The organism is Pseudomonas segetis (assembly GCF_900188155.1).
GTDB lineage: Bacteria > Pseudomonadota > Gammaproteobacteria > Pseudomonadales > Pseudomonadaceae > Aquipseudomonas > Aquipseudomonas segetis.
Genome location: NZ_FZOG01000005.1, coordinates 100,664 through 113,686, shown reverse-complemented (window position 1 = coordinate 113,686; position 13,023 = coordinate 100,664). Strand labels below are relative to the sequence as shown.

Sequence of the window (13,023 nt, the reverse complement as noted above, 5' to 3'; positions counted from 1 at the left end):
TCCAGTTGATTATCCAGTCGCGGAAGAACCGCAGATAAAATCGACGAAATGATGAAAGCTGTTCAAGCAGGCTAAGTCATGGGGGCAAAGCGCAACCACTTACTTTATACAGCCTGTTTATAGTTGCGCAGGGATTAGCGAGACGAGGCATCCTGAATCTTTCCGAACAGCTCATCCCATAACCGTCGAACAGACACCGTCATATTTTCATAGTGAACCGGTAAGAGTTCAGTTCTTTCGATGTAATGCTTCGCATATATAATTTCACTGATATGTTTAACGCTGCCTTCGATCATTTCCCTATCGGAAAAAGGCAGTATTCCAACAGCCCTGAACCCGTCACGTTCAAGCATTGCCTGCATACCCTTGGACTTAAGGGTGACAAATGAATAGGCCATGGCTGAGCCCAGATAATCGGCAAGTGCATCCATGATGTAACCCGCGAATAAAGAAGCGCCGGTTCTTCTATGTTCGGGCGCACAAACGCCATACCGGCCCAGCAACGTCAGGTTATCATCGTTTTTCTCAATGCAGATCGCCGCCATGATTCGTCCCTTGTAGCGCCCTACATAGACAACGATATCCCGTTCAAGCTCTCCCTTCAGGTATACACGCTGCTCATAAAATGAAACATCACTGTAATACCTACCTGCGCCTACTGCCAAATCCGGGAACCACTGACGCATCCCATCAATTAACTCAGGCAGGTCGGCTCTCGCCAACTGATCATATGCATAATCGACCGGGGTAGCCGTATCCGGTGGCAAGTCACTCAATAGTGGCCACTGTTTTTTACTCATGACTATTTCTCGCTCTAGATTGTGAACGCCTGTTGGTAATACACGAACTGAAACCAAGCGCTTAACAATTAAAATCAGACGATGCGTTTAATATCTAATCGCAGCGGTGTATCTGATGTATTTCAGCAACCCAGTGCTGTGTAAGTTGTTGTATGCATCTGAGCTTTCACTAACAACTACTCAAGCCCTGCCCGCTAGCCGAATGCAACAGTTTTGGCTTCCAGGAAAGACTCCAGGCCAAATACGCCAAACTCCCTGCCGACCCCGGATTGTTTAACGCCGCCGAAAGGCGCCAGCAGATCTGGCACTATCCTGTTGATCAATACCGTCCCGGCCTGGAGCTGGCCGGCGATGCACTGGGCACGTTCGAGATCCGTCGAGAACAGATATGCCTGCAATCCATAAGTGCTGGCGTTTGCGATAGCAATGGCTTGCTCCTCGCTGTCGTAGGTGAAAATGGATAAAACCGGCCCGAAGATTTCTTCACGGGCGATATCCATGTCCATATTTACGTCGGCAAAGACAGTTGGCTGCACAAAGAAACCTTGGTCCAAACCCTGAGGTTTGCCTGTACCGCCGGCAACCAAGGTGGCGCCCTGCTCCAGGCCGCGGCGGATGAAGTGTTGCACCCGCTCGTATTGGGCCCGATTGACCAAAGGGCCAATAGTCGTGGCTGGATCTTGCGGATTACCAACGACCAGCGCATCAACCAACACCTTGAGCCGCTCGCTCACTTCATTTAATCGCCGACGTGGCACCAGCAGGCGTGTGCCGGCAACACAGGCTTGCCCGTTGTTCATAAACGCAGCATTCAAGGCGAGTGGGATTGCCACGTCAAAGTCTGCATCCTCGAGCACGATCGCTGCCGACTTACCAGTTAAAGACAAACTCACCCGTTTCATGGTTTCTATACCAGCGTGAGCAATAAGCTTGCCGGTCGGCGTAGATCCAGTGAATGAGATTTTCGCCACATCAGGACTTGTACTCATTTCGTCGCCTACATCACTGCCACGCCCAAGCACGATATTGAAGACCCCGTCAGGCAGCCCCGCACGATCAAGGGCATGAGCCAGCACTTGCGTCTGGACCGCGCTCAACTCACTGGGCTTGATCACCGATGCGCAGCCAGCTGCGATGGCAGATGCCAGTTTGCTGCAAATGGTGCCGGCGGCGCTGTTCCAGGGAGCAATCAAACCCACCACGCCAACAGGTTCCATGAAGACCCTGGCCCCGCCGATTGAACGCACCAACTCGTACTCCTCAAGGGTTTGCGCAGCATTGGCGAAGGACTGCGAGGCATATTGACTCACCCATTGGGCCCGAGCCAAAGGTGCGCCGTACTCTTCGATCGCACTGTCTCGCAACTGATCGGTGCTGGCCAATACGGATGCCTGGAGAGACTTGAGCATGTCGATACGCTGTGCCTTCGTGGTACAGGCCAAAGCCCCTTGAGCACGCTTAGCCGCAGCGATGGCCTCAATTGCATCGTCACGATTGGCGAGCGTGGCTGTAGCGATATTCGACTCGGTTGCCGGATTGATGCACTCCACCACTTCAGATCCCTGCACAGTGACAAAGCGACCGTCTATGTAAGCCTGATTGATCTTGGACATACGGGTTACCTATGCTTGTCGGGGGATTAACACTGATCCACTTCAGCACCACCGAGGCTTGGATGTGTTGAAATATGGACGCGTTATTTCGGGAAACGCTGCTTGCTGCAATAGGTCTGACTGAGTTGGATATGCCTTTGCTTTCAGGCCAAACTCCTGACCTGCAACCGCACGAAAACAGCCCCGCGCAATCAGGCAAGTGCTATTTACAATTGGGTTGGCCCGATCAAACGATGCTCGAGTACAAAACAGCCTCAGGCATTAAGCTTCAACTCGGCACACAAACCACCGCCTTCACGATTGCTTAGAATCAACTGACCGCCAAGAGCCATTGCCAATTGCTGGGCGATCGCCAACCCCAGGCCAGTACCGCCTGTGCTGCGATTGCGTGAATTCTCTACCCGGTAGAAAGGCTGCATTACCCGTTCCAGCTCTTGCTCAGAGATGCCCGGGCCGCGATCCATGACTTTTATAGACAGCCCACCATGGGTATCTTTTCCCACCCATAGCTCAGCGGCGCCGGCAAACTTCAAAGCGTTATCGGTCAGATTAACCACAACCCGCCGCAAAGCCTGGGGACGGGTATTGATGACGACACCGCACTTGCCGTTCAGGGCTACGCTCTTGCCCATGTCTTGATAATCGAACACCAGGCTGTCGAGAAATGAGTCGAGATCAATGCGTCGGCTTTCTTCGGTCGCACCGTGGACGCTTCTGGCATAAGCCACCCCTTCACGTACCAAATGCTCCATTTCGCCTAAGTCATTGCAGAGTTTTTCTCTTTCACTGGAATCATGCATAAACTCGGCGCGCAATTTCATCCGGGTAATAGGTGTTTGCAAATCGTGGGAAATAGCAGCCAGCAGATGCATGCGTTCCTTGAGGTAGGCAGCGATGCGGGCTTGCATCGCATTGAACGCCTTGGCCGCATGGGCGACTTCGGCCGGCCCTTTCTCGCTCAGTAATACCGGATGGTTGTTGGGGTCAAGATCACCGACAGCATTGGCCAAGCGCGTAAGTGGACCAACAGCCACTCGCACGGCCAGCAAGGTGCATACAAGCGTCAACGCCAATTGCCCCAACAGCACCGCTGGCAACCAGGGCGACAACGGCACCATCGATGGCCTGACGTCAATGGTCAAGGGACTGCCATCGGCCAGTTTGAGGTGCACCTGAAAATGCTTTACCAGTCCTGGAATGTCACTAAAGCTCAGCGGGTAATCCCTCCCAATAGCTTCCTTGATTGAAGCAATGGCAATGGGTGCATCAGCCATGCTTACATCTATTGGAACCCCTGCTGTTCCCTCATCGAGCAGGTACCTGTAGTTTCGCCGCTCAAGCTGCCTGAGCCAACCGGCCCGCTCGCTTGCAGGCAGGCGATCAAGAATGGCAACCGAAGTCGAGACATCGGTTTGCAGATTGCCGAGCATGGTGTCTTTGGCCGACTGGTAGCGCTCGTAATACTGAGCACCGAATGACAACGCATGAGCAAGCAACAAGCCGACAATAAATATCAGCGACAATCGCGACGCCAGGGTACGGGGCCAGCGCAGGGCGAAGCTCATACCGAGTCACCCAATATTTCCACTGGCAGGGAAAACACATAGCCCTCACTGCGCACGGTTTTGATATAGGCCGGCTCACGAGCATCGTCCAGAAGGCGCTGGCGCAGACGGCTGACCAGTAAATCGATGGAACGATCGAACAGATCAGCATCTCGGCCCTGGGTCAGGTTGAGCAACTGATCGCGGCTTAGTACCCGCTGTGGATGATCCACAAAAACTCGCAGCAGACGGTACTCAGCACCGCTCAAGGCAACCATTGTGCCGTCTTCGTCAAGCAGGTGCCGGGCTGAAGTGTCCAGGCGCCAGCGCCCAAACCCGAGCAAGCGTCCACTCTCGGTGACAATCAGGTTTGGCGGCAGCATTCGCGTACGACGCAACACAGCATTGATACGCGCCAGTAATTCACGAGCAGCGAAGGGTTTGACCAGGTAATCATCAGCGCCCATTTCCAGGCCGATGATACGATCGGTTTCATCATTGCGTGCGGTCAGCATCAGCACCGGCGTAGCTTTATGCTTGCCAGCACGCAGCTCACGACAAAGCATCAAGCCATCATCTCCCGGCATCATGATGTCGAGCACGATCAAATCCACCTTGGTGGTTTCCAGAAATGCCCTCATCTGCCGCCCCTCAGCCACAACAGTGGTGCGCAGGCCATTCTTCTTCAAGTAATTGCCCACCAGCTCACGGATCTCGCGATCATCGTCAACGATAAGGATGTGATCGACGTGTTCCATTGCGCTTGCCTCAAGAATATGCAGATGTGGTTCAGTTTATCGGGCAGTTGCGGCCCCTGCCCTTATCTCTTTGTATTGCAGTGTATCTGGCCTCGTGCTGGATACATGCAGAAGCAAAACCCTGTATTTCTCAGCTTTCTTGTATCGCTGTGTATCTAGCCCGGTCTTGGATACCTGAAGATTTATCCGCGCTGTTTTACGACACATAAGCGATAAACCCAGCGTTTTAAATAGGCTCCATCGAGGCCAAGCCCAGCGCCCCGAGTTAATCAACCATTGATTCAAGGAGCAGTCATGAACCCTAAAGCCATCGCTACCGCCTGTCTGTTTGCAGCCCTGAACATCTGTACCTTGTCCGCGCATGCAGAGGCCAAAGTCACGCCGCAAACATGCAGCTACGGCACACAGCTAGATATCAGCAAGGTGCTATCGCTGACCGAGGACAATGCTCCGCAGTGCGGCATCGTCAATGCCCAGATGACCTATCTCGATTCGCACAACCAAATCCATGTTCTGGACTACCGCAAGGTTGCCGAAAACTGCAGCTCGGAAAACTGAGCCCGTAACCCTTCATTAAATTGAAACAGGACAAACTCATGAACAAGTTAAGCCGTTATATCACCGTTGTTGCCTTTGCCGTGGCAGGTGTTGCAAGCCATGCCAATGCCGCTGTCGAGCAAAATGTATGTGGCAGCGCCAGTTGCTTTCAATTGACGCCTGTAGCCAAGCAGCCCACTCACAACTTGCTAGTCGAAGATGGGGCAAGCCTCACGCCACAGGGCAGGATGCTTGCCGAGAATGGCGCTAGCCGCACCCCTCAAGGAAAGCTACTGAAAGCCGAGACGGCCTGAAGTAAGCCTGCCGGCTTGGCCACAGCGCCAAGCCGGGGCAGTACAAACGTGCATATTCAAGGTGATCCCATGATACTTATCGCTTTCTTGGGCGGCATATTGACCGTCCTGAGTCCATGCATCCTGCCTGTCGTACCCTTCATGTTTGCCGGGGCCGATCGCAAGCGCTCATCAATCCTGTTAAGCCTCGCTGGCATGGCTTTTACATTTGCCCTGATTTCCAGCCTGGCCGTGATCAGCAGTGCCTGGGTCATTCAGGCCAGCAATAGCGGGCGTTATATCGCACTTGTGGTAATGGCATTGTTCGCCGTTTCACTGATTTCATCACGGGTCGGTGAGTGGCTGACGCGACCATTCGTAAGACTGGGCAACCGTCTCGACCCGGCAACTCGCCAAATATCCGGCCCGCTGCCATCAATCATGCTCGGCGTGGCCACAGGGCTGCTTTGGGCACCCTGCGCCGGGCCGATACTCGGGGTGATACTCAGCAGCGCCATGCTGCAAGGTGCCAACGCAAACACCAGCTTGTTACTGCTGGCTTATGGTTTGGGCAGCGCCTTTTCTCTCGGTATTTTGATTTTCGCCGGCCGTGGTTTGATCAATCGCCTCAAACCCTCGATTCCGGTTACCGCCTGGTTGCGCAGAGGCGTCGGCGGCGTCGTACTGGCCAGCGCTGCAGCGATCGCTACTGGCACCGATGACAACCTGCTGGCGGGCACCTCTTCGGCAGGAATAGGTAAAGTCGAAACCAGTGTGCTGCAGAACGTGCCAAAGATTGTCGATTACCTGGTGAGCAAAGTCAGAGCAGATGGTCTCAGCGATCAACCCAAAGGTGCCATGCCGTCACTGGATGGCGCGGTGCAATGGCTCAATTCCCCACCACTGAGCAAGGATCAATTAAAAGGCAAAGTGGTGCTGGTGGACTTCTGGACTTTCGACTGTATCAACTGCCGTCACACCTTGCCCTATGTGAAGGACTGGGCACAGAAATACAGCAAGGACGGGCTGGTGGTAATTGGCGTACACACCCCGGAATACGGCTTTGAGCGCATCATCGATAACGTCAAGGCCAAGGTCAAGGAGTACGGCATCACCTATCCGGTCGCCATTGACAACAACTATGCGATTTGGCGCAACTTCGATAACCAGTACTGGCCTGCACATTACCTCATCGATGCAAATGGCCAGGTGCGTTACACCCATTTTGGTGAAGGCAGCTACGACACCCAGGAAAAAATGATCCAGCAACTGCTCAAGGAGGCCAAGGCAACACCTGCGGCGTGATTCAGACAAGCGTCCTACCCCAACAGGCCGCAAGCCAAAGCTACAACACTGGACGTTTGCTTTGCGCCCATATTGTTTTCCCTGGTTAGAACAACAACGCCCGGATAAGCCGGGCGTTAAACATTCGGACTTGCCCCGATGCCCTATAAACCCGGCGCCGGCTCCTCGCTAAAAGCCTGTAGTTCCCGAACCAGACTGCGGGCTGCCATCATCACTAACTGCCCACCTTTTTCCGGAGTGGCCAGCGATGGATCCGAGCCCATGCGGCCATCTGGATGGCGGGCACGAAAATCAACGGCTTCACGAATCGGCCCCCAATTAGCGATCTTTGGCGAGTACTCCGCGTGCTTGATTGCATCCGGGTACGCCCACTGGGTAACAGCGATCTCGGACGGCGTTGCGTGAATTCCATGGCCAACAGGAAATTGCTCATTAGCCAGCTCGGCCACACCTTGCAGATCCCACCAGTTACACAGCTTCAAGGCGAAGCCAGCTTTGCGCCGAGCAAAACTGGCTTCGGCATAAAGTTCAGAGAAAGCCGCTTCGATCGATGCGATATTGCCTCCATGACCATTGAGAAAAAAGATCTTCTCAAAGCCATGGGCTGCCAGTGAGCGCGTCCAGTCGCCGATCGCCGCGATAAAGGTTGAAGGACGTAGTGAAATAGTGCCGGGAAATCCGAGGTGGTGTTGAGCCATTCCGATATTGAAGGTCGGAGCGATCAGAATATCTCCTGCCTTATGTGCTTCGTATGCAATGATTTCCGGGCACATCCAGTCCGTTCCGAGAAGCCCGGTAGGCCCATGTTGTTCGTTCGAGCCGATGGGCACCACAATGCTCCGGCTGCGTTGTAGAAATTGTTCGATTTCCGCCCAGGTTGATAGATGCAATAGCATGTGAGTTCTCTCTTTACAGGGCTCCATCTGGAGCAAAATGGCTGGAAGTCTGGATAATTAGGCTAAATACGGATGCCTACGAACGCAGCGCACCACAAAAGCCAACAGCGAAATGCCTGGCTCACTCCTACGAGTAGGGCTTTCCAGCCGGTTTCGAGGAGCACAAGCCCCAGCTGGAAAAGCCAATAGCTTCAATAACGGTCGATACACTTGGCCCATATTGCATGGGCCAATAACGCACCACTCACCCAGCGCCTGCGCTTTGGCGAGCAGCAAGCTTCAGGCCAAATAGCCGCCATCGACAGTCAGGCTCGCTCCGGTCACAAATGATGCGTCATCGCTGGCAAGATAAACCGCCATGCCCGCGATCTCATCTGGTGTGCCGAGCCTACCCAGTGGTACCTGAGCAACAGCCTTGTCCAGATGGGGCGCGTCAGGTGGGTTCATATCGGTAGCCGTTGGGCCAGGTTGAACATTGTTGACTGTGATTCCGCGAGGGGCGAAATCCAGGGCAAGTCCACGGACCAGACCAATCAGAGCAGCCTTGCTCATTGAATATGCGCTTGACCCCGGGAAGCCGGAGCGCTCGCCCGCAACACTGCCGATCATGATGATCCGATCTCCGCGACTCATCACCTTCGAGGCCACCTGAGCGACGATGTAAGCGGCACGCACATTGACTGCGTACATATCGTCAAACTGCTCGACACTGAAATCATCGACCGAGCCAAGCCCGAGAATACCGGCATTGTTGACCAGGATATTCAAGCCACCAAACTGCTCTATGGTTGCGGCCACGGCGTGCTCTATATCCGCGGCAAGACGGCTATCGGCCTTGATCGCCAGTGCCCTGCCACCCGCTGACTGGATGTAGCTTGCAAGCGCCTCGGCTTTTGCGCTGGAGGCAGAATAGGTAAAGGCTACCGCAGCGCCCTCCTTGGCCAGTCGACGGACAATGGCGGCACCGATGCCGCGTGATCCGCCGGTGACCAATGCAACTTTACCGGCGAACCGCTGATCATGAATTGACATAACTTCAACCCTCTGTTGATTTGCGTCTCAACTAAGCCCGTTACCAGGCAGTGAAAATCACTTGGCTTGTGCAGCCTTTTCAATCAGGCGAGCGACCGGTCCAGGATTGGAAACCATCACCACATGGGAAGCGCCCTTGACCACCACTTCTCCTTTGGCCTTGGCGCGCTTGGCCATAAACACCATGGCTTGTGGAGGAATGTTCTTGTCCTTGTCTCCGTAGATAAACCAGGACGGAATATGCTTCCAGGCCGCTTCACCAGACTTTTCGTTAAGCGCCGCTTCAGTGACTGGCCGCTGCTCCGCCGCCATCAGTGCTGCCTGCGCGGCGGGAACATCGGCGGCGAACTGATCACGGAATTTGGCCTGCTTTATGTACAAGTCCTTACCGCCACTGGCCAGCGCAACAGGCTCTGCCAAGGTTGGCCCAAGCGTGCTGCCCGGAAATTTTCCGGCCAGTTCTGCGGCGCTCTCACCCTTGTCTGGAGCAAATGCACTGACATAGACCAGCGCCTTGACATTCGCGTGGTCGTTGGCCGCTTCAGTGATGACATTACCGCCATAGGAATGCCCAACGAGAACCACCGGCGACTTGATGCTCGTCAGCAGCGCCGAAACCGAGGCACCGTCACTTTTCACGCTGCGCAATGGGTTAGCCGCGGCGATGACCGGGTAACCATCTTTCTCAAGTATTTTCACCACGCCGTTCCAACTGGACGAGTCGGCGAATGCGCCATGCACCAGCACCACGGTTGGCTTGCCAGTTTGGGCAAATGCACTGGCCGACAATACCAAGCTGGCAGCCAGGGCCAGCGCAACAGATAGTTTTTTCATTTCAGTGTCCTTCGATAGTGGAGTTACGGAGCAAAACGGGTGAATACAAAATCGTGATCACGGACCAACGCCTGATGACAGGCGAAGCAAGTCTTGTGCTGTGCCTCATCAGCGGGCTGGCCGTTGATAAACCGGCCAAAGCCCCATCCCCCTGTAGATGCATATTTCTTGGCGTCCTTGACCATCACTTGAACGGTGGTGGCTGCACCTGGAATCGACGCGGGTTCGAACTCCGGGGACTGAACGTGCTTCCAAGCCAACTTGACCAGCACGGTGCCGTCTGGAAACGGCAAGGTATTTTTTTCATAAGCCTTGATTGCCTGCTCATTACCAAGCACCGCGCGCAACTCGTTAAGCGGTGCAGCTTCCTGAGCAGGGGCAATCAGCGGCCATTTACGATAACCATCAGGCAGGGTCACACCGTAAATCGGTGATGCCTGACTCTTCGCCGACTGGCCATCGGCAAAACCAGCCTGACCAAGTGCAGCGGCGGCTGCACCAGAAAGCAAAATCGCCAGATGCTTGAGTTTCATAACCTGCCTCCTGTACGGGCGACCTGATCAAAGATGATCAGCGTCTATAACCGCTTGGGCGAAAGCTTGTGGTGCTTCCTGCGGCAAATTGTGGCCAACACCATCCGTTATCAGGCGGTACTCATACTTGCCCGTATAGCGCTTGGCATAGGCTTCGGCAGGTGGATGGGGTGCGCCATTTGCGTCACCTTCCATGGTGATGGTCGGCACCTTTATCGAAGGGAAAGTCGCCAGTTTCTTCTCGATAGGGTCATACTTGGCTTCGCCCTTGACCAACCCTTGACGCCAGCGGTAGTTGAAAATCGTGATGGCCACATGGTCTGGATTATCCAGTGCCGCGGCGCTGCGTTCGAAGGTGGCATCGTCGAACGCCCATTTTGGCGAAGCCAATTTCCAGATCAGCTTGGCGAAGTCGTGGGTATTTTTTTGATAGCCCGCACGGCCGCGCTCGGTGGCAAAATAGAACTGGTACCACCACTGCAGCTCGGCAGCAGGCGGTAATGGCACCTTACCTGCTTCTTGACTACCAATCAGGTAACCACTCACAGCCACAAGCGCCTTGACCCGCTCCGGCCATAGCGCCGCGACAATATCAGCGGTGCGTGCGCCCCAGTCATAGCCGCCAAGCACTGCCCGTTTAACCTTCAGCGCATCCATGAAATCAATTACGTCAGTGGCAAGCGCCGCTGGTTGACCATTGCGCAAAGTCTTATCGGACAGGAAGCGGGTCTTGCCATAACCACGAGCTTCAGGAATCAATACCCGGTAGCCTTTTTCTGCCAGTGCCGGGGCCACATCGGCATAGCTATGAATATCGTATGGCCAGCCGTGCAGCAAAATCACCACTGGACCTTCGGCTGGCCCCACTTCGGCATAGGAAACATCCAGCAGGCCCGCCTTGATATGTTTGAGCTCACCCAGGGAGGTGTGGCTCCCTACAGTGATTGGGCCAACCGTTGTTTCCGGCGTCGCGGCCGTGGCCTGGTTCGAGCCATGGGTCAAGGCACCGAACTGCAAGAGGGCAAGAGCCAGCAGCGAAGGCGCGAGTATGCGCCGCTGCGGCCTGGTTTGCTGGTTGAGCAAAGTCATCTTCATGGCAATTCTCCAATGTACAGGTTGAGTTATGGTTATCGCGAGCCGTCGCGGACGACCTATTGGCTGCTCTTGTGGCTGGCGACAGTTGCAGCCGCGCGTAACGGTCGGAATGCCTTGCGCAGCTCTTCAGAGAACAGCTGCGGCTGCTCCCAGGCGGCAAAGTGGCCACCTTTGCTGACTTCACTGAAATAACTAAGCGTCGGATAGGCGCGTTGCGCCCAGCTTTTGGGTGCACGGTAAATTTCATGAGGGAACACCGTGATTGCCACCGGAACCTTGATCTCCGAGGTCCGTTGCGCAGCCGCACTGAAGTTGTTGTTGTTATTTTCCCAATAGAAGCGGGACGAAGACGCCCCCGAATTGGTCAGCCAGTAAAGACTGATGTCGTCGAGCATTTCATCACGCGTCAATACACGCTCGGGCTTGCCGTTGCTGTCTGTCCAGGCAGCGAACTTCTCGTACATCCAAGCGGCTGTTCCAGCAGGTGAGTCGGCCAGCAAATAGCCAATTGTTTGCGGCCGGGTGACCATCATTGCGCCGTAGGCTGCGTTACGCGCAAAAAAGGTGCTCAGTGAGTCATATGCTGCTCGTTCCGATGCTGTAAGCCCGGCAGGCGCGGGCTTAGCACCATTAATCGAGGCAACCAACTCCGGTGGCACAGTGGCTGGCATGTTCAGGTGGATGCCCAGCAAGCCTGCAGGTGCCAAACGACCAAGGGCATCGGAGATCACCGACCCATGATCCCCGCCCTGTGACACGTAATGGTCATAGCCCAGACGCTTCATCAAGACGTCCCAGGCTTTGGCAACACGCTCAGGGCCCCAGCCCAGCTCCGTCGGCTTGCCAGAGAATCCGTGGCCAGGAATCGACGGAATCACCAGGTCAAAGGCGTCTTCAGCACGCCCACCGAATGCAGTGGGATTGGTGAGCGGGCCAATCGTCTTGAGAAATTCAAACTGCGAACCTGGCCAGCCGTGCGTGAGGATCAAGGGCATGGCATTTGGGTTGGGGGAGCGGACATGAATGAACTGGATGTCGACACCGTCAATGGTGGTTACAAATTCCGGTAGCGCATTCAGCCTTGCCTCTGCCTTGCGCCAGTCATAACCCTTGCCCCAATACTCGACCAATGCCTGAATCGACTTCAGCTGCACACCTTGGGTGTTATCACTTACGGTTTCCTTATCTGGCCAGCGAGTCGCCGCCAGTCGCTGGCGAAGATCAATCAGCTGTGCTTCATCAACATGCACCTGATACGGACGTATTGCTTCCGAGCCTGCTCCCTGGTCGCTCACCCCTGGGTCACTTGCGGTACCGGTTACGGCCCATGCCCCACCACTGGCACCCAGCAATACACAACTGACGGTACTAATCCTGACGGTTGAAGTCAGCCAGCGCTGCCACGTGGTGGCGGACAAAACTGCAAACATTGTGCATCTCCTTGAACATGATTGCTGGCATGCACGACCTTTGTTATCGGGCTGGCCACTGACTGTTACTGTGAATACGCGGTTACGGCTTTTTGGCGACACCCGATGATCAAACCATGTGACTTTTGCACCGGCGATTACACGATGGTGTCGGTCGATACCTAGGTATTAGCGGCTTTGCTCAGGTGATTTGCAGCCAAGCCGAGGTCGCACTGATACTGGCCAAGGCCTGTATCTGCATTGTGTCGTTTAGGGGGGGTGATTGAATCTTTGTGTAGCTCGAGTTGGGCTGGATACACTGGCTTACAAAGCCTGGGGAAATGCCAGCCAAACTCAAGGATTCCGTTAACCGG

The 13,023-nt window shown here is 54.8% G+C and carries 13 protein-coding genes; 3 read left to right on the top strand and 10 right to left on the bottom strand.

Going from position 1 to position 13,023, the window contains the following annotated elements:
• Positions 1-134: 134 nt before the first annotated feature.
• The 4 genes from CHB79_RS16370 to CHB79_RS16355 form a co-directional block, all read right to left on the bottom strand.
• Complete coding sequence (locus tag CHB79_RS16370; RefSeq protein WP_089360685.1) at positions 135-800, bottom strand: hypothetical protein; 666 nt, start codon at positions 798-800, stop codon at positions 135-137.
• A 194-nt stretch (positions 801-994) separates the two neighbouring features.
• Positions 995-2,413 (bottom strand): aldehyde dehydrogenase family protein, encoded by a 1,419-nt coding sequence (locus CHB79_RS16365; RefSeq protein ID WP_089360684.1) that lies wholly within the window; start codon positions 2,411-2,413, stop codon positions 995-997.
• 254 nt (positions 2,414-2,667) lie between these two features.
• Entirely contained in the window at positions 2,668-3,978 is a 1,311-nt protein-coding gene (locus tag CHB79_RS16360; protein ID WP_089360683.1) for a sensor histidine kinase, read from the bottom strand.
• Positions 3,975-4,715, bottom strand: coding sequence for a response regulator (locus CHB79_RS16355; protein ID WP_010489045.1), 741 nt, complete (start codon positions 4,713-4,715; stop codon positions 3,975-3,977). The genes CHB79_RS16360 and CHB79_RS16355 overlap by 4 nt, the downstream gene beginning before the upstream one ends.
• 294 nt (positions 4,716-5,009) lie before the next feature.
• Between CHB79_RS16355 and CHB79_RS16350 the strand changes: the two genes are divergently transcribed.
• From CHB79_RS16350 to CHB79_RS16340, 3 genes are all read left to right on the top strand, one after another.
• Positions 5,010-5,273, top strand: a complete 264-nt coding sequence (locus CHB79_RS16350; protein WP_089360682.1) for a DUF2790 domain-containing protein — start codon at positions 5,010-5,012, stop codon at positions 5,271-5,273.
• A gap of 38 nt (positions 5,274-5,311) precedes the next feature.
• The gene (locus tag CHB79_RS16345; RefSeq protein ID WP_089360681.1) at positions 5,312-5,566 is read left to right on the top strand and encodes a hypothetical protein; all 255 of its coding nucleotides are present in this window, start codon (positions 5,312-5,314) and stop codon (positions 5,564-5,566) included.
• A 69-nt stretch (positions 5,567-5,635) separates the two neighbouring features.
• Positions 5,636-6,850: a cytochrome c biogenesis protein DipZ gene (locus tag CHB79_RS16340; protein ID WP_089360680.1), complete on the top strand. Its 1,215-nt coding sequence runs from the start codon at positions 5,636-5,638 to the stop codon at positions 6,848-6,850.
• A gap of 143 nt (positions 6,851-6,993) precedes the next feature.
• On the opposite strand, the gene CHB79_RS16335 is transcribed toward CHB79_RS16340, so the two are convergent.
• The 6 genes from CHB79_RS16335 to CHB79_RS16310 form a co-directional block, all read right to left on the bottom strand.
• Positions 6,994-7,746, bottom strand: a complete 753-nt coding sequence (locus CHB79_RS16335) for a creatininase family protein (protein ID WP_089360679.1) — start codon at positions 7,744-7,746, stop codon at positions 6,994-6,996.
• Positions 7,747-8,025: 279 nt separating this feature from the next.
• Positions 8,026-8,778, bottom strand: a complete 753-nt coding sequence (locus CHB79_RS16330) for a 3-oxoacyl-ACP reductase family protein (RefSeq protein WP_089360678.1) — start codon at positions 8,776-8,778, stop codon at positions 8,026-8,028.
• Positions 8,779-8,835: 57 nt separating this feature from the next.
• Positions 8,836-9,612: an alpha/beta fold hydrolase gene (locus tag CHB79_RS16325; RefSeq protein WP_010489059.1), complete on the bottom strand. Its 777-nt coding sequence runs from the start codon at positions 9,610-9,612 to the stop codon at positions 8,836-8,838.
• A 23-nt stretch (positions 9,613-9,635) separates the two neighbouring features.
• Positions 9,636-10,145, bottom strand: coding sequence for a cytochrome P460 family protein (locus CHB79_RS16320; RefSeq protein WP_089360677.1), 510 nt, complete (start codon positions 10,143-10,145; stop codon positions 9,636-9,638).
• A gap of 27 nt (positions 10,146-10,172) precedes the next feature.
• Positions 10,173-11,240: an alpha/beta fold hydrolase gene (locus tag CHB79_RS16315; RefSeq protein ID WP_089360676.1), complete on the bottom strand. Its 1,068-nt coding sequence runs from the start codon at positions 11,238-11,240 to the stop codon at positions 10,173-10,175.
• A 56-nt stretch (positions 11,241-11,296) separates the two neighbouring features.
• Positions 11,297-12,670, bottom strand: a complete 1,374-nt coding sequence (locus tag CHB79_RS16310) for an epoxide hydrolase family protein (protein WP_089360675.1) — start codon at positions 12,668-12,670, stop codon at positions 11,297-11,299.
• Positions 12,671-13,023: the final 353 nt, after the last annotated feature.

Bases quoted from the DNA above. Each gene is read 5' to 3' on its own strand.
- CHB79_RS16355 (WP_010489045.1), bottom strand. From the start codon at position 4,715: ATGGAACACGTCGATCACATCCTTATCGTTGACGATGATCGCGAGATC.
- CHB79_RS16330 (WP_089360678.1), bottom strand. From the start codon at position 8,778: ATGTCAATTCATGATCAGCGGTTCGCCGGTAAAGTTGCATTGGTCACC.
- CHB79_RS16320 (WP_089360677.1), bottom strand. From the start codon at position 10,145: ATGAAACTCAAGCATCTGGCGATTTTGCTTTCTGGTGCAGCCGCCGCT.
- CHB79_RS16345 (WP_089360681.1), top strand. From the start codon at position 5,312: ATGAACAAGTTAAGCCGTTATATCACCGTTGTTGCCTTTGCCGTGGCA.
- CHB79_RS16310 (WP_089360675.1), bottom strand. From the start codon at position 12,670: ATGTTTGCAGTTTTGTCCGCCACCACGTGGCAGCGCTGGCTGACTTCA.
- CHB79_RS16370 (WP_089360685.1), bottom strand. From the start codon at position 800: ATGAGTAAAAAACAGTGGCCACTATTGAGTGACTTGCCACCGGATACG.
- CHB79_RS16360 (WP_089360683.1), bottom strand. From the start codon at position 3,978: ATGAGCTTCGCCCTGCGCTGGCCCCGTACCCTGGCGTCGCGATTGTCG.
- CHB79_RS16315 (WP_089360676.1), bottom strand. From the start codon at position 11,240: ATGAAGATGACTTTGCTCAACCAGCAAACCAGGCCGCAGCGGCGCATA.
- CHB79_RS16365 (WP_089360684.1), bottom strand. From the start codon at position 2,413: ATGTCCAAGATCAATCAGGCTTACATAGACGGTCGCTTTGTCACTGTG.
- CHB79_RS16350 (WP_089360682.1), top strand. From the start codon at position 5,010: ATGAACCCTAAAGCCATCGCTACCGCCTGTCTGTTTGCAGCCCTGAAC.
- CHB79_RS16325 (WP_010489059.1), bottom strand. From the start codon at position 9,612: ATGAAAAAACTATCTGTTGCGCTGGCCCTGGCTGCCAGCTTGGTATTG.
- CHB79_RS16340 (WP_089360680.1), top strand. From the start codon at position 5,636: ATGATACTTATCGCTTTCTTGGGCGGCATATTGACCGTCCTGAGTCCA.
- CHB79_RS16335 (WP_089360679.1), bottom strand. From the start codon at position 7,746: ATGCTATTGCATCTATCAACCTGGGCGGAAATCGAACAATTTCTACAA.